The sequence below is a fragment of the Aeromonas sp. XH genome (assembly GCF_033348475.1).
Lineage (GTDB): Bacteria > Pseudomonadota > Gammaproteobacteria > Enterobacterales > Aeromonadaceae > Aeromonas > Aeromonas sanarellii.
In genome coordinates this window covers 2977856-2996802 of record NZ_CP137630.1, presented here as the reverse complement: position 1 = coordinate 2996802, position 18947 = coordinate 2977856, and the positions used below count along the sequence as shown (strand labels likewise).

16 protein-coding genes and 1 pseudogene are annotated in these 18947 nt (G+C 62.0%); 13 read left to right on the top strand and 4 right to left on the bottom strand.

What is annotated here, in order from left to right; genetic code table 11:
- Positions 1–11 precede the first annotated feature (11 nt).
- The 5 genes from thrB (at position 12) to R2B70_RS13705 (ending at position 4719) form a co-directional block, all read left to right on the top strand.
- On the top strand, positions 12–992 hold the full coding sequence (thrB, locus tag R2B70_RS13725) for a homoserine kinase (RefSeq protein WP_412055170.1): 981 nt from the start codon (positions 12–14) through the stop codon (positions 990–992).
- Positions 989–2263 carry a threonine synthase gene (thrC, locus tag R2B70_RS13720; protein ID WP_318161756.1) on the top strand — a complete coding sequence of 425 codons (1275 nt, stop codon included), beginning with the start codon at positions 989–991 and terminating at the stop codon, positions 2261–2263. The genes thrB and thrC overlap by 4 nt, the downstream gene beginning before the upstream one ends.
- A 124-nt stretch (positions 2264–2387) precedes the next feature.
- Positions 2388–2810, top strand: coding sequence for a YybH family protein (locus R2B70_RS13715; RefSeq protein WP_318161755.1), 423 nt, complete (start codon positions 2388–2390; stop codon positions 2808–2810).
- Positions 2811–3370: 560 nt separating this feature from the next.
- A complete protein-coding gene (locus tag R2B70_RS13710) occupies positions 3371–3574 on the top strand; it encodes a hypothetical protein (protein WP_318161754.1) in 204 nt (67 codons plus the stop codon).
- Between the two features lie 194 nt (positions 3575–3768).
- Positions 3769–4719, top strand: a complete 951-nt coding sequence (locus R2B70_RS13705) for a transposase (RefSeq protein ID WP_318161753.1) — start codon at positions 3769–3771, stop codon at positions 4717–4719.
- A 1325-nt stretch (positions 4720–6044) separates the two neighbouring features.
- On the opposite strand, the gene R2B70_RS13700 is transcribed toward R2B70_RS13705, so the two are convergent.
- Positions 6045–7448 (bottom strand): hypothetical protein, encoded by a 1404-nt coding sequence (locus tag R2B70_RS13700; protein WP_318161752.1) that lies wholly within the window; start codon positions 7446–7448, stop codon positions 6045–6047.
- Positions 7449–7912: 464 nt separating this feature from the next.
- Between R2B70_RS13700 and R2B70_RS13695 the strand changes: the two genes are divergently transcribed.
- The 4 genes from R2B70_RS13695 to R2B70_RS13680 all read left to right on the top strand — a co-directional run bounded on the left by R2B70_RS13695 (position 7913) and on the right by R2B70_RS13680 (position 11185).
- The gene (locus tag R2B70_RS13695) at positions 7913–8293 is read left to right on the top strand and encodes a hypothetical protein (RefSeq protein WP_318161751.1); all 381 of its coding nucleotides are present in this window, start codon (positions 7913–7915) and stop codon (positions 8291–8293) included.
- Positions 8294–8505: 212 nt separating this feature from the next.
- Positions 8506–8970 carry a GNAT family N-acetyltransferase gene (locus R2B70_RS13690; RefSeq protein ID WP_318163359.1) on the top strand — a complete coding sequence of 155 codons (465 nt, stop codon included), beginning with the start codon at positions 8506–8508 and terminating at the stop codon, positions 8968–8970.
- Between the two features lie 201 nt (positions 8971–9171).
- The gene (locus R2B70_RS13685; RefSeq protein ID WP_318161750.1) at positions 9172–10467 is read left to right on the top strand and encodes a PAS domain-containing methyl-accepting chemotaxis protein; all 1296 of its coding nucleotides are present in this window, start codon (positions 9172–9174) and stop codon (positions 10465–10467) included.
- A gap of 160 nt (positions 10468–10627) precedes the next feature.
- Positions 10628–11185 (top strand): DUF3332 domain-containing protein, encoded by a 558-nt coding sequence (locus tag R2B70_RS13680; RefSeq protein ID WP_318161749.1) that lies wholly within the window; start codon positions 10628–10630, stop codon positions 11183–11185.
- Positions 11186–11620: 435 nt separating this feature from the next.
- On the opposite strand, the pseudogene mobB reads toward R2B70_RS13680, so the two are convergent.
- Positions 11621–12136, bottom strand: a pseudogene (gene mobB / locus R2B70_RS13675) (molybdopterin-guanine dinucleotide biosynthesis protein B); the annotation flags it as partial.
- Positions 12133–12747, bottom strand: a complete 615-nt coding sequence (gene mobA / locus R2B70_RS13670) for a molybdenum cofactor guanylyltransferase MobA (RefSeq protein ID WP_318161748.1) — start codon at positions 12745–12747, stop codon at positions 12133–12135. The pseudogene mobB and the gene mobA, both read right to left, overlap by 4 nt.
- A gap of 220 nt (positions 12748–12967) precedes the next feature.
- Here mobA and R2B70_RS13665 point away from each other — a divergent pair, with 220 nt between their 5' ends.
- The 4 genes from R2B70_RS13665 (at position 12968) to R2B70_RS13650 (ending at position 17828) form a co-directional block, all read left to right on the top strand.
- On the top strand, positions 12968–14677 hold the full coding sequence (locus R2B70_RS13665; protein WP_209794531.1) for an NAD-dependent malic enzyme: 1710 nt from the start codon (positions 12968–12970) through the stop codon (positions 14675–14677).
- Between the two features lie 353 nt (positions 14678–15030).
- Positions 15031–16269: a uracil-xanthine permease family protein gene (locus R2B70_RS13660; RefSeq protein WP_216990689.1), complete on the top strand. Its 1239-nt coding sequence runs from the start codon at positions 15031–15033 to the stop codon at positions 16267–16269.
- Positions 16270–16412: 143 nt separating this feature from the next.
- Positions 16413–17153, top strand: coding sequence for a dienelactone hydrolase family protein (locus R2B70_RS13655; RefSeq protein WP_318161747.1), 741 nt, complete (start codon positions 16413–16415; stop codon positions 17151–17153).
- 99 nt (positions 17154–17252) lie between these two features.
- A complete protein-coding gene (locus R2B70_RS13650) occupies positions 17253–17828 on the top strand; it encodes a hypothetical protein (protein ID WP_244462953.1) in 576 nt (191 codons plus the stop codon).
- Positions 17829–17920: 92 nt separating this feature from the next.
- Here R2B70_RS13650 and R2B70_RS13645 read toward each other — a convergent pair whose 3' ends face one another.
- Positions 17921–18934 (bottom strand): beta-propeller fold lactonase family protein, encoded by a 1014-nt coding sequence (locus R2B70_RS13645; RefSeq protein WP_318161746.1) that lies wholly within the window; start codon positions 18932–18934, stop codon positions 17921–17923.
- Between the last annotated feature and the right edge of the window lie 13 nt (positions 18935–18947).

The window sequence follows — 18947 nt, the reverse complement described above, 5'->3', positions numbered from 1 at the left end:
TGAGTTCAGCGATGAACCCGAATGTGGAAGTGGGCGGCAGCGTGGTGGCCTATGCACCGGCCTCCAGCGCCAACCTGAGCGTGGGCTTTGACGTACTGGGGGCGGCGCTCGCCCCCGTGGATGGCTCCCTGCTGGGGGACAGGGTCCAGGTCAAGGCGGCCGACGTGGCATTTGCCCTCTCCTCCGTGGGCCGCTATGCCCACAAGTTGCCGGATGACCCCAAAAAGAACATCCTCTACGACTGCTGGGTCGCCTACGGGGAGGCGCTGGAGAAGCGCGGCCTCGGGCTCCAGCCCCTGGAGATGGTGCTGGAGAAGAACCTGCCGGTGGGCTCGGGCCTGGGGTCGAGCGCCTGCAGCGTGGTGGCGGCGCTGGAAGGGCTCAACGCCTTCCACGGCGCCCCCCTCAACGAACACGACCTGCTGCTGTTGATGGGGGAGATGGAAGGGAAGATCTCCGGCTCCGTCCATTACGACAACGTGGCGCCTTGTTATCTGGGCGGCATGCAGCTGGTGCTGGAGGAGGGGGGCGTCATCAGCCAGGGCATCCCGGTGTTTGACGAGTGGTACTGGGTGGTCTGCTACCCGGGCACCGTGGTCTCCACCGCCGCCGCCCGCGCCATCCTGCCGGCCCAGTATCGCCGCCAGGACTGCCTCACCTATGGCCGCCGGCTGGCCGCCTTCGTGCATGCCAGCTACAGCCGCCAGGAAGGGCTGGCCGCCAGCGTCCTGAAAGACGTGATCGCCGAGCCTTACCGCGCGGCCCTGATTGAAGGTTTCAACGAGGTGCGGGCCCAGGGGGCCCAGAACGGGGCGCTGGCCACCGGCATCTCGGGGTCCGGTCCCACCGTGTTCGTGGTGATGAAGGATCTGGCCCAGGCCGAACGCATGAAAGAGTGGATGGAAGCGCACTTCGTGCGCAATGAAGATGGATTTGCCAGGGTCTGCAAACTGGACATGGCCGGGGCACGGGTAACAGGAAGCGAGCTATGAATCTTTACAACATCAAGGACAAGAGTGAACAGGTGAGCTTCGCCCAGGCGGTGCGTCAGGGTCTGGGCCGCGAGCAGGGGCTGTTCTTCCCAGAGACCCTGGAGCCGCTGGCCGACGTGGATGCCCTGCTGGATCTGCCGCTGGCCGAGCGCTCGGCCCGCATCCTGAGCCACCTGCTGGGTGACGAAGTACCGGCAGCCAAGGTGAGCGAGCTTATCGACGCTGCTTTCACCTTCCCGGCGCCCCTGGTGAAGCTGAAAGATGGCACCTATGCGCTGGAGCTGTTCCACGGCCCGACCCTGGCGTTCAAGGATTTCGGCGGCCGCTTCATGGCCCAGTGTCTGGCCGCCTTCAGGACCAACGACAAGATCACCATCCTCACCGCCACCTCCGGCGACACCGGTGCCGCCGTGGCCCACGCCTTCTACGGCCTGGAGGGGATCGAAGTGGTGATCCTCTACCCCAAGGGCAAGATAAGCCCCTTGCAGGAGGCGCTCTTCTGCACCCTCGGCGGCAACATCCGCACCCTCGCCATCGACGGTGACTTCGATGCCTGTCAGGCGCTGGTCAAGGATGCCTTCGACGATGAAGGGCTCAAGACCGCCATCGGCCTCAACTCCGCCAACTCCATCAACATCAGCCGCCTGCTGGCCCAGGTTTGCTACTATTTCGAAGCCGTGGCCCAGCTGCCGAAAGCCCAACGGACCAAGGCGGTCATCAGCGTGCCGTCCGGCAACTTCGGCAACCTCACTGCGGGTCTCATCGCCAAGGCGCTGGGGCTGCCGGTGAAGCGCTTTATCGCCGCCACCAACGCCAACGACACCGTGCCGCGCTACCTGAAAACCGGCCAGTGGGAGCCGCACCAGACAGTCGCGACCCTGTCCAACGCCATGGACGTGAGCCGCCCCAACAACTGGCCGCGCGTGGAAGAGCTGTGCCGTCGCAAGGGCTGGGCGCTGGAAACCCTGGGCTCAGGGATGCGTGATGATGCCCAGACCCGCGATGCGCTCAAACGCCTGCATCAGCTGGATTACCTGTGCGAGCCCCACGGGGCGATTGCCTGGGATCTGCTGAACGAGCAGCTTGGGCAAGACGAGGTGGGGGTCTTCCTCTGCACCGCCCATCCGGCCAAGTTCAAGGAGTCGGTGGACGAGATCCTGAATCTGGATGTGCCGCTGCCGGGCCCGCTCGCCAAGCACGCCGCGCTGCCGCTTCTGTCCCACGACCTGCCCGCAGACTTTGGCCGCCTCAAGGCCTTCCTGCTCGGTTAAGCCGTCATGAGACGCTGACGATCCCCCGCTTTTTCGCGAAAGCGGGGGATTTTTTATGTCCGGTATTGATGTCCGGTATAGGGCGGGTAGCCCGCCCTGATCCCCCTGAAACAAGGAGCACGGCATGAGCCCGCATCCCCTTCGCACCCTGATCGAGACCTGTGACGCCGCCATCTCCCGGCGCGACTTCGATGCCCTGATGACCTTCTACGCCGAGGACGCCGCCCTGGTGGTCAAACCCGGCATGGTGGTGCGCGGCATCCCCGCCATCCGCCGCGCCTTCACCGCCATCTCCGATTACTTTGACGGCCAGCTTGAGGTGACCCAGGGGGCCATGGAGGTCATAGAGGGGGCCGACAACGCCCTGGTGATCATGGAGACCCGGCTGCGTTACCCGGGCGGGGAGGGCTGGATCGACGAAACCCGGCGCGCCACCTATGTGTTTCGCAAAGAGCCCGATGGCCAGTGGCGCTGCACGGTGGACAACTCCTACGGCACCACGCTGCTGGGAGCGCAGCAGCCCGGCGATCGGCCTGCAACCGACTAGCGCAATAACACTGGCTCGGCGCAGCCAGAGTGCGTGTATAGCGTGCGTAATCAAGGCGCACCATCAAGGCCGTGCAGCCAGACCGGTTAGTCAGATTGAGTAGCCAGATTGAGTAGCAAGAGCCAAGCCATCCAGGCCGGGGAACCCGAGCCGCACGCAGGGCACCGCTCTGCCTGGGAGGGGAGCATCACAGCGCAGCCCCCGGCGCAACTCCCCGTTTTGGCTGTGCCTCACAACCTGCTGGTGAAAGGCGTGTCGACAGTGATTGCTGCGACGTTTTTGCACATTTGATTTGCACTCTCGTTGTTATGTTCGCCCCTGATAGCACAACCCTGTCGGCGAGTCATTTCCGGCCCCCCGGAGCCCGTTGACCCGGCCTGCCGTGGCTGCTAATCAGGGGACTGCTTGACACCCTTCATGGACGAGCAGAGCCGCAGATGCCTCGACGGCGCGGCATATCGACAACAACAACACCACAGTGCAGGGAGCAAACCATCATGTGGCCGTACCGAAAAATAGTGACCCAGTCCCTCAAAACCCCCCTAATGATCGCCAGGATCATGTTTTACCTGGCCCTGTTATTGGTCTTCCCCCTGCCAATGATGATGCTATCGGACTCTCCGGCGACAGAGATCGGGCGTTTCTCTTACATCCTGGTGACGTTTCCCATCGCCATTGGGCTGATGCTGATATCGAGCCTGATGGCCATCCTCATTGCCATGGTGGAGTCGCGCAACCAGCAGCCACCCCTGGGGCGGTGGTAAGAAGGTCCCTGCCTTTCAAGCCATCCAATAAAAACCATCCCGCTTGGGATGGTTTTTTAATCGGGATTTTTAATCGGGAGATTTTTAATCGGGACACCCACCTTTTTGACAGATTTTTAATCGGGACACCCACCTTTTTGACAGCGACGTAGCCCTGTACTTGGCTTGAGAGGTCACTGCCCAGGGGGTGAGCCATGACCATTGCCCGTTCACGTCAAATCAGTTTGCAGGATACGCCTTACTACCACCTGGTCAGTCGCTGTGTGCGGCGGGCGTTTCTGTGCGGGGAAGATGCCCATTCCGGCCAGAGTTACGAGCATCGGCGTCAGTGGGTGGTCGACAAGCTGGGCCAACTGTCGCGACTGTTTGCCATCGGTGTTTGTGCCTATGCGGTGATGAGCAACCACTATCACCTGGTGCTCAAAGTGGAACCCGATACAGCTGCCAGCTGGAGCGGGCGGGAAGTGGCCGAGCGTTGGGCAGCGCTGTTCCAGTGGCCGCTGCTGGTGCGACGCTGGTATCAGAGGGAGTCCCTGATTGAGCCCGAACTGGCTGTGGTGCAGCAACTGATAGGGCAGTGGCGGGAGCGCCTGCATTCCATCAGCTGGTTTGTGCGATTGCTCAATGAAACCCTGGCTCGGCAGGCCAATCGGGAAGACGGCTGCAAGGGCCATTTCTGGGAAGGGCGCTTCAAGAGCCAGGCCCTGCTCACCGAGTCAGCCCTGCTGGCCTGCATGACGTACGTTGACCTCAACCCGATACGAGCTGGATTGGCCGACCGGCCTGAGCAGAGCGACTACACCAGCCTCAAGCAGCGTCTCGATGGCGAGCAGCCCGCAGCCCCATTGCCACCCTTGTTGCTGCCGTTTGCCAACCAGCGTACATCGGATGGTCTGCCTTATGCCTTTACCGATTATCTGATGCTGGTGGACTGGACAGGTCGTGCCATCAGAGTGGACAAGCGTGGCCATATTCCGTCCCACCTTGCACCCATCCTGGCGCGGTTGGGGCTGGATGAGATTCGCTGGCTGAAGCAGGTGACGCTGTTTCGGCGCCGGGGCATCAGAGTGGTGGGTGACAGAGACCATTGCCAGCAGTTTGCCCGGCACTGTGGTCAGCGACGGTGTCATCAGCCACCTTGTTAATCCGATAGATCCCGTTTTACTCCCTTGGCATTTGTTTGGTGTCAGGCATTGCCATGTCTGAACACGCGACCCCACCGGGTAAATGTGGCTGGTGTACAAGATATTTATCGGGTTCTAGGAAGATCAGTGTGTGATGAGAGATATAGCCAGCCAGGTAACGGCTGGCTCAGAAAGGTGGGTGTCCCAGATTTCCTTCAAAGTGACCCCACCGGGTAAATGTGGCTGGTGTACAAGATATTTATCGGGTTCTAGGAAGATCAGTGTGTGATGAGAGATATAGCCAGCCAGGTAACGGCTGGCTCAGAAAGGTGGGTGTCCCAGATTTCCTTACCGATTATCTGATGCTGGTGGACTGGACAGGTCGTGCCATCAGAGTGGACAAGCGTGGCCATATTCCGTCCCACCTTGCCCCCATCCTGGCGCGGTTGGGGCTGGATGAGATTCGCTGGCTGAAGCAGGTGACGCTGTTTCGGCGCCAGGGCATCAGAGTAGTGGGTGACAAAGAACACTGTCAGCAGTTTGCCCGGCACTGTGGTCAGCGACGATGCCATCAGCCACCTTGTTAATCCGATAGATCCCGTTTTACTCCCTTGGCATTTGTTTGGTGTCAGGCATTGCCATGTCTGAACACGCGACCCCACCGGGTAAATGTCGCTGGTGTACAAGATATTTATCGGGTTCCAGGAAGATCAGTGTGTGATGAGAGATATAGCCAGCCAGATAATGGCTGGCTCAAAAAGGTGGGTGTCCTAGATTTTGCTATCGGGTTCCAGGAAGATCAGTGTGTGATGAGAGATATAGCCAGCCAGGTAACGGCTGGTTCAAAAAGGTGGGTGTCCTAGGGTTATCCACACTGTGGTCAGCGACGATGCCATCAGCCACCTTGTTAATCCGATAGATCCCGTTTTACTACCTTGGCATTTGTTTGGTGTCAGGCGTTGCCATGTCTGAACACGCGACCCCACCGGGTAAATGTCGCTGGTGTACAAGATATTTATCGGGTTCCAGGAAGATCAGTGTGTAATGAGAGATATAGCCAGCCAGGTAACGGCTGGCTCAAAAAGGTGGGTGTCCTGGATTTTTTTTTGGCTCAAAAAGGTGGGTGTCCTAGATTTCGTTTGAACACGCGACCCCACCGGGTAAATGTCGCTGGTGTACAAGATATTTATCGGGTTTCAGGAAGATCAGTGTGTGATGAGAGATATAGCCAGCCGGGTAACGGCTGGCTCAGAATAGTGGATTTCCTAGGTTCCTCGCTGGTTCAAAAAGGTGGGTGTCCTAGATTTCCGGTGTCCTAGATTCTTGTCCTAGATTTTGAGATTTTGTTAGAAAAATAGTTTTCTTAGATCTGAGAATGAATTTAATCCACCTCGATGATCACTTCCTGTTTTAGATAATATGAAAGGAAGTCGTGTTTCATTCCGGAATATAAGTTTATAATGTTTTCCATCTTCAGCAACATCAAAGCCAATTTTCTCAAGTGCTTTTTTTATATTTGCATTCATGGATGTATAGTTTCGCAAGATCTCTTTCATGTGTGCTAGAAGAGAGTCTTTTTCATCACTGCGGTTGTTAAGGCTTAATATATCGGAGATAATAATCTGCCTTCTCTCATGAGAACCGCAAGAGTCTCTGTAAAGTTCTAAGGCTTCAATAATTATTCCAATCTTCTCAGCTTGATAGATTTCACTTTCGCTACTATTTATCACGATACAACCTGGAGCATCAATACTGGATTCATTTATTGTTCGTTTGCTATATTTCAGTCTATTTATTTCCGCCTCTAACAATTGTATCTCATCATCCTTTGACTTTATTTCTAGTTCAAATAGTTTGATGAAATCTTCAACTTCTTTTGAACCTGAAGCCATTAGCGCCTTTAGTTCTTCTCTTGATTTTTGTTCTTGAACGAAACCCCAGCGACATTCACTCTTGGTTCTTTGTGATAATAAAGAGCTTCTTATTTTTCTTGCGATTGATAATTGCATCTCACGAGGATCGGAATAATTTCCATTGGGCAAGAAAGACCATTTCCCAATTCCATCTGGCCAGTATATTGCAACCGCACCACCATAGGCATTTTCATTGTATACCTCATCCATTAATTCAAAGGAAAAAGCTCTGGTCGGTTCAACTACAACATGAGCCATGCCTGATAGCCATTGTGATAATTGAACAGGATCTACATGGGGTAAATTGTTATTATTTGCACTAACATAAACTATGGGCATACTACAATTGGCATTAGCCGTAATTAAATCAGCGGCCAAACTAATGTCACCCTCATTTAAATAATGTGGGGCATCCAAAACTTTTAGCTTTCCATCAACACCCCCACCAATATCTCTCATTATTACTTTTAATATGTGGGGCCTTTTCCCTTGGTCAACTCTTTCAACTGGTAATTCAGAGTCGACACTAAGTTGAACTGAGATCCAGAAGTTATCCTGCTCTTTGAAGCTAACGACTTCTGTAACCCATCTTACGCCATTTAAATCTAGGTTTTCATGGCGAAATGCACCTAAATTATAATCATTTTTTAATATGTTAAACGTTATGGATTCATTAGTGGATTCAAGAGTAAGTTCATTGTCTATTTTTAATTTATTTTTCATTACCTCAGCTAATGTCGAGTGTGGGCTCTTCGCTAACCAAACGCGCCCGGCCTCAATAACATCGTTAGTACTTTTTTCATTGCTTATAGGGAACTGCGTTTTAAATGTGAGCATACATTATATTTCTCCATGTAATTAAACTATAACTAATATAAATACTCATCACGCATATTCTGGCATAGTCAATTATGGCGAATACCCTTTTCAAGGTTTTCCCCATGAAACCAGCTTATAGAGCTGCTCCTGGATTACAGCTTCCAATGCGCTCCATCGACCAGCGGGCGGGGCCCGGATGGTGCTGTAGGCGCCGAATGACCAGCATATCCTCAAGCCTCATATGCAAACCAGTCAGAAAGTGACGCAACTATCAGGAAGATCTGCGTTTTTTGCGCCAGCTCAACAATTGGAGCGAAGGCGCCGGGTGGCCGGGATGGGGGTAGGGAGGGGGTTGTCGAGAAGAAAGGGGCATTTTGTTGTCACGGGGGAGGGGGACTATAGTGCAGCGAGGCAAGGGTGCCTCGTTTGGCCCGCGTGAGTGGGGGCCAACCACAATGGATAGAACGAAGGGAGTTGGTCATATGAAGCGGATCCTGATGGTGTTGAGTCTGTGTGCGACGGTCATGGGCATGGGAATGGGGGTGGCCCAGGGCGCAACCTCTGGCGCGCAGCAAGAGTGCGAGGCCCAGGCGGCGGTGAAGAAGCTGGCGGGCGCCGCCAAGACCAGCTTTGTGGGCAAGTGCGTCAAGGATGCCTCCGCCAGTGCCAAGGCGAGCCAGTGCGAGAAAGCGGCCGCCGACAAGAAGCTGGCCGGTGCGGCCAAGAACAGCTTCGTGCAAAAGTGCCTGAAGACGGACGGTGCTGCCGACAAGGCAACCCAGTGCGAGAAGGCGGCGGCGGATAAAAAGCTCGCCGGGGCGGCCAAGAACAGCTTTATCCAGAAGTGCGTGAAAACCGCCTGAGCCGGTTGAGGCAGTGAAACAAGAGGGGCCATAGGCCCCTCTCTCTTTTGGTGGCCCCGAATGGGGAAGGGGGATGTGGATTGACCTGCTCGTTCGGATCATGGTGGTGGTGCGTGGCACCTTGGGAAGTATGGGGGGAAGACGCAGGCATACCCTGCGCGTTAACCTGCCTGCGTCGGGGGGAGCCCCGGTCATTTATCAAGGAGAGCATGATGATGGTACGAGTGGCCCAAGCCGCCGATATTCCCGCCCTGGTGCGGCTGCGCATGGCACTCTTTTGCGAGGTGGGGGAGCTTGCCCGACCCGATGAGGATCCCGCGCTCTGGCAGGCGACGCAGACCTATTTCACCCGGGCGCTGGAAGAGGGCCGCGCCCGCAGCTGGCTGGTGGAAGAGGGGGGCGAGGCGGTGGCGTGCGGCACCCTGGCGCTCTTCGTGCGCCCGCCCTATCCGGGCAATCTGGCGGGGCGGGAGGGCTATGTGCTCAATATGTACACCCTGCCGGCCTGGCGCAGGCGGGGGATGGCGAAGGCCCTCCTTGTCGCCATAAAGGCCTATGCCCGCGAGCAACAGTTGGGCAGGCTGTGGCTCCATGCCAGCGACGAGGGACGCTCGCTCTACGAGCGGTTCGGGTTTGCGGACAATCCCGCCTGCCTCGAGTGTGTTCCCGCCCGTTAGCCGCCTTTTTCACCGCCGGGTTGATCCTCCCCTCGCCGGGCTGCGTACTGGCAGCCCTTGGCGGCATCGCCGCTTTTCTCTACACTGCGCGCCCCCGTGAGCCTGCGTCATCCGACCACTTATGTCGGGGCTGGCGGTGCCGATACCCTCCGTGGGTGAGGCTGTGGTGCCGATCCGGATCGTCAACGAGGTAGGAGTGTCATGTTCAATCACAAACTCAAGGCGCAGTTGCAGGCTTGCCAGACCCGGCTCGAAGAGGAGCAGGGGGTGGTCGAGGCGATCAAGGCGGGGGCCGCCAGCCTTCTCTTCAGTCCGGAGGGGATCATCCTGGAGGCGAGCGCCCCCTTCCTGGCTCTGATGGGGTATGACGCGGGCGAGCTGACGGGGCAGCCCCACAGCCGGCTCTGCCCCAGGGCCTGGGCCGAGTCCGACGACTATCGCCAGTTCTGGCGCCGCCTCGCCCAGGGGGAGGCGCAGTCCGGCACCTTCGAGCGGGTGAACCGGCAGGGGGAGACGCGCTGGCTCGAGGCGAGCTATTTCCCGGTGAAGCAGCAGGGCAGGGTGACCCGGGTGGTGAAGATTGCCAGCGACGTGACCCAGAGACACCAGAAGCTGCAGCGCCTGGAGGCGCTCTCCCTGGCGCTGGACCGTTCCCGGGCCATGATAGAGTTCACCCCGAACGGCGACATCATCAGCGCCAACGCCAACTTCCTGAACGTCATGGGCTACACCATGGGGGAGCTGGCGGGCAGGCACCACAGGATCTTCTGTGACGAGGCCTTCCTGCGCGAGCAGCCCCGCTTCTGGGAGGAGCTGGCCCGGGGCCAGTTCAAGTCCGGCCTCTTCATGCGCCACAACAGCCGGGGGCAGGCGGTCTGGCTGGAGGCGACCTACAACCCCATTCGGGATGGCAGCGGCAAGGTGGTCAGGGTGGTGAAGTTCGCCAGCGACATCACCGCGCGCATCGAGCAGAACCACGCCACCCGGGAAGCGGCCCGCCTGGCTCACAGCACGGCCCAGGAGACCCTGCACAGCGCAGAGGCCGGAGCCGAGCTGCTGCGCGCCGTGGTGGAGACCTCCTCCCTCATCGCCACCCGGGTGGATCAGGCCATCGCCCTCATCGGCCAGCTCAACGAGCAGTCGAGGAGCATAGAGGCCATCGTCTCGACCATCAGCGCCATCGCCGATCAGACCAACCTGCTGGCCCTCAACGCGGCCATCGAGGCGGCGCGGGCCGGGGAGCAGGGACGCGGCTTTGCGGTGGTGGCGGACGAGGTGCGCCAACTGGCGGCCCGCACGTCCCTGTCTACCGACGAGATCGCCAGGGTGGTGCAGAAGAACCGGGAGCTGACCGCCAGGGTGACAGAGGACATGGCCGGGGTGGCCGGCAGCGCCGAACTCGGCAAGCAGCAGATCGCCGGCGCCTCCCGGCTGATGAGCGAGATCCACCAGGAGGCGGACAGGGTCTCCCAGACGGTCTCCGCCCTCTCCATCTGAGGAGCCGGCCTGGCGACAGGGGCTGACGGTATCGCCAAAAGAGTGAGCGATCGCGCCGCCAGGCTGAACCCGGGCTGTATGGGTTCCCCCTTGTCAATTGTCCTGCCCGGAGCACTTGTTTAGGCTGCCGCCTCCTTTTTCATTGAACGGGTAGACAACGATGGCAGTACGACAGAGAGGCAGGGCCCTGGCCCTGCTGCTGGGAATGGGGACGAGCCTGGGGCTCGGCGGTTGCATGGGACAGATGGGGCTCTCCGCCATGGTGACCAAGGGCAACCTCAGCGTGGTGGACAACCGCTACGGCCGCGCCGGCGTCTTCATGCTGCTCTCCCCCGTCTATGGCCTGGCGGCGACGGCGGATCTCTTCGTGTTCAACACCATCGAATTCTGGTCCGGCAAGAACCCCATCACCGGCAAGTCGCCGGCCCTGGTGGATCAGAAGGCCGACGCCGTCATCAAGGTCAACCAGCACCTGGATCCGGCCCTCAACAAGGTGCCGCTGGCCATGCTGCCCCAGGGGGTGCGCGAGGTGGAGATGCGCTACCCGGACGCCCACACGGCGCAGATGGAGATCCACTACCTCGACGGCAGACGCGGCACCATGCGCGGCGAGATGCACGGCGATCTGCTGCACCTCTATCTGGACGACAAGCTGATCTCGACCCTGAGCCGCCAGCAGCTCGATGAGATGAGCCGGGAGGGGCGCAAGCTCGCCTGAGGGACCTCCCGAAGGGGGAGCATGCCTGGTGTCACAAAGCCCCGCTTCGGCGGGGCTTTTTCGTGGGCGCGCGGCTCTGTCAGAGGGCGGTGCGAGGGGGTCGGGATCAGGGGCGGGGCGAGGGCTTGTGATGAGGGGCCAGGTGCTCTCCGGCAGCCTGAGCGCCCGGGTCGGCAGGACGGTGAGGGGGAAGGCCAGGGGGGCGATGCGCTCTCACCGGCTCGCCAGCGGACGTATCATCACCCGCTCGCCGGGGGAGAGGTGCGCGGGGGCGAGTTCGATCAGGCAGTTGGCCTCGTCGTGCGACCCATCCGCCGGGCGTACCAGCAGGACGCCCGCCTCATCCTGGCTGAGAACGCCGGGCACAGAGGCCAGCCCCGCGGGGTGGAGCAGGGGCGCCAGCAGCCGGGCGCAGAGGCGCAGGGGCGGGGCCGGCTGGCGGGCTCCTGGTCGGGGCAGCCAGGCGCAGACAAAGTCGGCGATGGCCTCCAGTTCGTCGAAGCCGAAGCGGGGCAAGGGGCTCGCCTGGGGCGTGTCGCTCACGAGGGCGATGATGTCAGGGTCATCGGGGAAGAGCAGAGGCCTGCCGATGGTGGCGCGATACAGCTCCACCTTGGGAAAATGGTGATGCTTGAACCCCTCGACGAGCAGCAGATCCAGGGCGCTGGCATCGAAGCGGGCCAGCAGCGCCGCCAGGGAAGGCTCCCCCTCTGGCGTCTCCCGGATGAGGGCGTGACGCAGGTCGGAGGCCGCCATCACCTGGACGGCGCCCGCCTGGCGCAGGCGGTGGCTGTCCTTGCCGGGCTGGTCGATGTCGAAGTCGTGGTGGGTGTGCTTGAGCACCCCGAGGCGCAGGCCGCGCTGGCCGAGCAGGGGGATGAGGCGCTCCAGCAGCGTGGTCTTGCCGGTGCCGCTCCAGGCGACGAAGCCAAGCAGGGGCAGGGGACTCATGGCGTCTCTCCCGCCAGCAGCCTCGCCTCGTAGGCGGCGAGCTCGTCCGGGCTGTTGAGGTTGACGAAGGCGTCAGGCGCATCGGCAAAGGGCACCACCGCCATCCGGTGGCGGGCAAACCAGGCCCCTGTCTTGCGCTCCCCCTCGGCCAGCGCCTGGCGCAGGGAGGGCAGCAGGGCACGGCGCAGCAGGGCGACCACGGGCTGCAGGTGCTCGCCGTCGTGGGCCACCACCAGTTCTGTATCAGGGGTCACGGCGGCGCGAAAGCGGGCCATCAGATCCCGGGGCAGGGCGGGGCCGTCACAGGGGACGAACAGCACCCAGTCGTGGCGGGCGGCGCCCAGCCCCGCCAGCATCCCGGCCAGCGGCCCCTGGAAGTCGGCATGCTGGTCGCGGATGACGGGGGCAAGCTGCCGATAGCGATCCTCGCTGCGGTTGGCATTGATCAGCACCTCGTCCACCTGGGGGCGCAGGCGCTGGAGCACGTGTTCGATCAGGGGAGTGCCCGCGAGGGGCACCCAGCCCTTGTCGTCGCCCCCCATGCGGGTGGCACGGCCACCGGCCAGGATGACGGCGGAAACGGGAAATGCGGGGGGCTGGGGCATGCTCATGGTGCTCCTGGGGGGTGAAGAGGGCAGGCAAGGGGCCGGGGGGATCTTGCGCCAAGCGCGCCGCCGGAGCAAGCCTCTCCCGACCCTGGCCGACGGGGCTTTGGCCACAGGGTATGGCTGAGCTCACAAAACCGAATCCCTAAACGTCATATGATCCGCACCAATCTGAGTCTTGCTCTCCTGCCGAATGGCAACTTCATGTAAATCAAAGAGAATGACTATGGCTACCGGACAATATCTGCTGTGGAAAGATGCACAGGGCGAGGACTTTCGCCCGGTCGCGCTGACGGGTACCGATCTGCTCAACGATCGCAACCTCAACAAGGGCACCGCCTTCACCGAACAGGAGCGGGCCGACTTCGAGCTCGACGGCCTGCTGCCGCCCCAGGTGCAGACCTTCGAGGCCCAGCTGGAGCGGGTCTATGAGGCCTTCCTGAGCGCCTGCAGCGACATCGAGAAGTACCAGAATCTGAGGGCCCTGCAGGATCGCAACGAAACCCTGTTCTACGCCCTCCTGTCGCGCCACGTGGAGGAGATGACTCCCTACATCTACACCCCGACCGTGGGCAAGGCGTGCCAGGAGTTCAGCCACCGCTTCCAGAAGCCGCGCGGCCTTTACATCACCCAGAAGAACGTCGATGACATGGGATCCCTGGCCCGCCACATGGACGCCAAGGCGGTGCGCATCATAGTCGTCACCGACAGCCAGGGGATCCTCGGCATCGGCGATCAGGGGGTGGGCGGCATGGGCATTCCCATCGGCAAGCTCGCCCTCTACACCCTGGGGGCCGGCATCCATCCCGCCTGCTGCCTGCCCATCGCGCTGGACGTGGGCACCGACAACCAGGCGCTGCTGGATGACCCCATGTACCTGGGTCAGCCCCACAGGCGCATCCGCGGCAAGGAGTACGACGACTTCATCGACAAGTTCGTGGCCGGGGTCAAGCGTCACTTCCCGAACGCCGTGCTGCAGTGGGAGGACTTCAGCAAGTCCAATGCCTTCAACAACCTGGCCCGCTACCAGCAGGTGCTGCCGTCGTTCAACGACGACATCCAGGGCACAGGCGCCGTGGTGCTGGCGGGCATCATAGGGGCGGTCAAGTCCAAGGGCGAGACCCTGGGCCAGCAGAACTACCTGGTCTACGGGGCCGGGGCCGGCGGGGTCGGGGTGGCGGATCAGATCTGCGCGGGGATGATCCGCGAGGGGCTGGACCCGCAGGCGGCCCGGGATCGCATCTACATCCTGGATACCCAGGGGCTGGTGTGCGACAACCGGGAGGGGCTGGACGAATACAAGCGCCGCTACGCCAAGCCGGGCCTGCTGCTGGCCCAGTGGGAGCTGCAGGGCAAGGCGGGGCTGACCGAGGTACTGCGCCACGTGCCCATCACGGTGCTGCTCGGCACCAGCGGCGCCGGTGGCGCCTTCCAGGAGGAGCACATCCAGCTGATGCTGGCCCACTGCGAGCGCCCCATGGTGTTCCCGCTCTCCAACCCCACTGCCAACTGCGAGGCGCTGCCGGAGGACATCTTCCGCTGGAGCCGGGGCCGCGCCATCGTCGCCACCGGCAGCCCGTTCAAGGACGTGCACTTCGAGGGGCAGGACTATCGCATCGGCCAGGGCAACAACGTCTTCATCTTCCCCGGCGTGGGGCTGGCCGCCATCGTCAGCCAGATCCGCGAGATCAGCCCTGACATCTTCACCACCGCCGCCTTCGCGCTGGCGGAATGCGTGGATGAGGCGGATCTCGCCCGGGGCACCGTCTATCCGAGGATCAGCGAGCTGCGCAACATCTCGGTGCACGTGGCGACCGCGGTGCTCAAGGACATAGTGCGCCGGGATCCCTCCCACCCCCTGATCGGCCAGGATCTGCATCAGCACATCCTGAGCCACATGTGGGAGCCGGTCTATCTGCCCTATCGCCGGGTCTGACGGGGTTTCGAAAAACGCGACGGGGTGGCGCCAGCCACCCCGTTTTTTTGCGTCTGCCACCGGGGCGGCAGTCATCTCGGCCCAACCGGGGGCGGCGGGTCGGGCGACCAGTTGAAACCCTTGTCATGCTATCTGCCCGGAAAAACGATTGGCGTCGGCCACAAAAGTGCGTAAAATCGCATACTCGATGCTTGTAGCAACGAATCCCGCCTCAAAAGCCAGTTTCATGCCCTCCCCAAGCAGTAAAAGGCAACAAATGACGCCCAATGGCTCATTTTCTGCCTTGAAAACGTCTTGTGATGACTGAAAAGTGTCAAATATCCCTGTCAGTTATCAAAAAATTAAGGATACCCATGTTTTCCTTGGTCAAGCAAAGCGTCGCCGGGCTGCAAATTCTGTTTGTCGCCTTCGGTGCCATGGTGCTGGTGCCCCTGCTCACCGGACTGAACCCCTCCATGGCCCTGCTTGGCGCCGGTGTAGGCACCCTGCTGTTCCAGCTCTGCACCCGTCGCCAGGTGCCGATCTTCCTCGGCTCCAGCTTCGCCTTCATCGCCCCCATCATCTATGCCACCCAGACCTGGGGCCTGCCCTCCACCATGTTCGGTCTGTTCGCCGCGGGCTTCATGTACTTCATCCTGGCGGCCGTCATCCGCGCCCGGGGCATGGGCTTCGTGCACAAGCTGCTGCCCCCCGTGGTGATTGGCCCGGTGATCATGGTGATCGGCCTGTCGGTGGCCCAGGTGGCCTGCAACATGGCCATGGGACGCGCCGGCGGTGAGCAGGTGGTGCCACCGGCGACCGCCCTGACCCTGGCGGGCATTTCGCTGGCGGTAACCCTGATCGCGGCCGTGTTCTGCAAGGGCTGGATCAAGCTCATTCCCATCCTGTGCGGCGTGATCGCCGGTTATGTCTCTGCCGTGCTGATGGGCCAGGTGAGTTTCGACGGCATGGTCAACGCCCCCTGGCTGGCGCTGCCCCACTTCGAGACCCCGGAGATCAACTGGGCCGCGGCGCTCTTCATGCTGCCGGTGGCCATCGCCCCCTGCATCGAGCACATCGGCGGCGTGCTCGCCATCGGCGGCGTGACCGGGCAGGACTACACCAAGAACCCGGGGCTGCACCGCACCCTGGCCGGTGACGGCATCGGCGTCTGCTTCGCCGGCCTCATCGGTGGTCCCCCCGTCACCACCTACGCCGAAGTGACCGGCGCCGTGATGATCACCCGCAACTTCAACCCGGTCACCATGACTTGGGCCGCGGTGTTCGCCATCATTCTGGCCTTCTTCGGCAAGTTCAACGCCCTGCTCACCTCCATCCCCATGCCGGTGATGGGCGGCATCATGCTGTTGCTGTTCGGATCCATCGCCGCCATCGGCCTCAAGACCCTGGTGGAGTCCAAGGTGGATCTGGGCCTGTCCCGCAACATCGCCATCGTGGCCGTGACCCTGACCGTCGGCGTCGGTGCCCTGGAGATGAAGATCGGCGACTTCGCCCTGGCGGGCGTGGGGCTGGCCTCGGTGGCCGCCATCCTGCTGAACCTCATCCTGCCCCAGCACTCCGAAGAGGGTGCCATGGAGAGCGCCAAGGACTGAGTCCGGGCACGGACTCTTTCCCTTGTCTGACAAGAGGCCACCCCAGGGTGGCCTCTCGCTTTTTGGGCCGGCGGCCCCCCTCTCTGGCCGCCTCTCCCGAGGGACTACACTCAGGAGCGTCATTCAAGCTGGAGGGATAGGCGATGAGGAAGGCATGGATCCTGGCCCTGTTCGGGCTGATGGGAAGCGGCGTGGCCGATGCCGGTGCGGTGCGCTACGAGGTGGAGGGGCAGCCGTTCGAGGGGTATTACCTGGCGGCCGCCGACAAGCAGGCCCCCCTGGTGGTGCTGGTGCACGACTGGGACGGGCTCAACGGCTATGAAATCAAGCGCGCCGAGATGCTGGTGGCGCTCGGCTACAGCGTCTTTGCGGTGGACCTGTTCGGCGCAGGGGTGAGGCCGACCGCCATGGAGGAGAAGAAGAAGCTGACCGGGGCCCTCTATCAGGACAGGAGCCGGATGCGCAAGCTGCTGCAAGGGGGGCTCGCCGAGGCGGGCCGACAGGGGGGGCGGCTCGACAATGCGGTGGCCCTCGGTTACTGCTTCGGCGGGGCCGCCGTGCTGGAGCTGGCCCGCAGCGGGGCGGATTTGAAGGGGGTGGTGAGCGTGCACGGCGGGCTGGAGACCCCGGCCGGGCAGGACTACAACCAGACGAAGGGGCATCTGCTGATCCAGCACGGCAGCGCCGACGAGGCGGTGCCGCTCACCCAGTTCGCGGGGCTGATCGGCGAGCTGGAGCGCGCCGGGGTGAAGCACGAGGCGACCAGCTACAGCGGCGCCCCCCACGCCTTCAGCGTGTTCGGCTCGGACAACTACCGCGCCGACGCCGATGCCAAGTCCTGGCGGCGCTTCACCGAGTTTCTCGGGGAGGTGACCAGGGGCTGAGGGCGCGGCAGTGCCTGGAGCTGGCTGGTTATACTCAACGGACGGGGCGCCGCCCGATGGGGGACTGGCGTTCGGATCGACACAGTAAGGAGTCATCTTATGGGTCAGATGCGGTTATGGGGCCAGATCCTGGCCGTGTTGCTGCTGGTCGGGTGCGCAGCCAAGGGCGATACCCCGGCCCAGCAGCGCAATACCATCTTGCAGATGCGTCAGCAGACGCTTTCCACCATGTACGGTCAGGATCCGGGGATCAAGCAGGAGGTGGCCAGAGCCAAGGGCTACGCCGTCTTCGCCAACGTGAACAACAACCTGCTGGTGATCAGCACGGGCACCGGCTATGGCGTGCTGCGGGATCATCGCACCGGCCGTGACACCTACATGAAGATGGCCTCCGCCGGGTTCGGGGTGGGCATGGGGATCAAGAAGTTCCAGGCCCTGATCATCTTCAACGATGCGGCGGCGCTGGATCGCTTCGTCACCACCGGCTTCGACGCCAGCGCCCAGGCGGATCTGGCCGCCAAGTCCGCCGAGGATGGCAAGGTGGTGGTGAGCGAGGCGGCCAACGCGGACTTCCAGAAGGTGAAGATGTACCAGATCACCGAGAAGGGGGTGGCGGTGCAGGCCACCATGCAGGGTTACAAATACTGGCCGGACGACGAGCTCAACGGCAACTAGGGGCCGGCTCTTCGGACTCTCCCACAGGCGGCGCCCTCTCGGCGCCGCCTGCTTTTGTGGGGTATGGCCCGGGGGGATGTTCTCCCCGTCCCTCAGGCGGGGCGCTCGGCCAGGTTCAGGATCCTCACCCACATGGCGCCCTTGCCCACCTCGTGGCGGGAGGCCAGGGTGAGGCGCCCGCTCTCGGGGTCGATGCGGTGCACCGCCACCTGGTCGGACTGCTGCCCGGTGGCGATGAGCCAGTGGCCGCCGTGGTCGATGGCAAAGCCGCGGGGGCAGGCCTCGGTCGGGAAGTGGCCGAGGGGAGTCAGGGCGCCGTCCTTCCCGTCGATCCCGAACAGGGTGAGCAGGCTGCTGGCCCGCTCGCTGGTGTAGAGAAAACGCCCGTCCGGGGTCAGGTGCAGATCTGCCCCCCAGCGCTCCCCCTGATAGCCTTCGGGCAGCATGTCCAGGCGCTCCTGCTCGTCGATGCGGCCGTCCGCCTCCCTGTGGTAGCGGTAGAGGGTGCAGTCCAGCTCGCACAGGCAGTAGAGGTCGCCGTTGTCCGGGTGCAGCGCCAGATGGCGGGGCCCGGCGCCTTGGGCGGTATGCAGATCCCCCAGGGGGTGGGGGGAGAGCCTGTCATCCTGCCCCAGGGTGAAGCGGCGGATGGCATCCTCCTTCAGACAGGCCACCAGCAGCTCCTGCTCCCCGTTTTGCCCCGGGAGCCAGGTGACCGAGTGGGCCGCCATCAGGTTGTCGAGGCATTGGTGGGGGGGCTGCATCCGGCCCTCTTCGTCCCGGCGCGACACGCTGACGTGGTTGAAGGCGTAGGAGGCGGCGAAGAAGAGGCGCCCGCTCCCATCGGTGCAGGTGTGGGAGGCGCTGCCGAGCAGCGGCGCCGAGGTCGGGGCCCCGAGCCGGCCATCGGCGGCGATGGGGTAGCTTTGCACCCGAAAGTCGGGGCGCACCCCGGCATGGAGCCAGTGCCGGTCCGGGCTGATGACCAGGGGCTGCACCTCGCCGCCGGTCTGCACCTCCTGCAGCGGGCGCAGTTCGCCCTCTTCCAGCCGAAACACATGGATCAACCCGCTCACCGGGTTGGCCACATAGACCACTTGTTGCATTGCATGCTCCTCA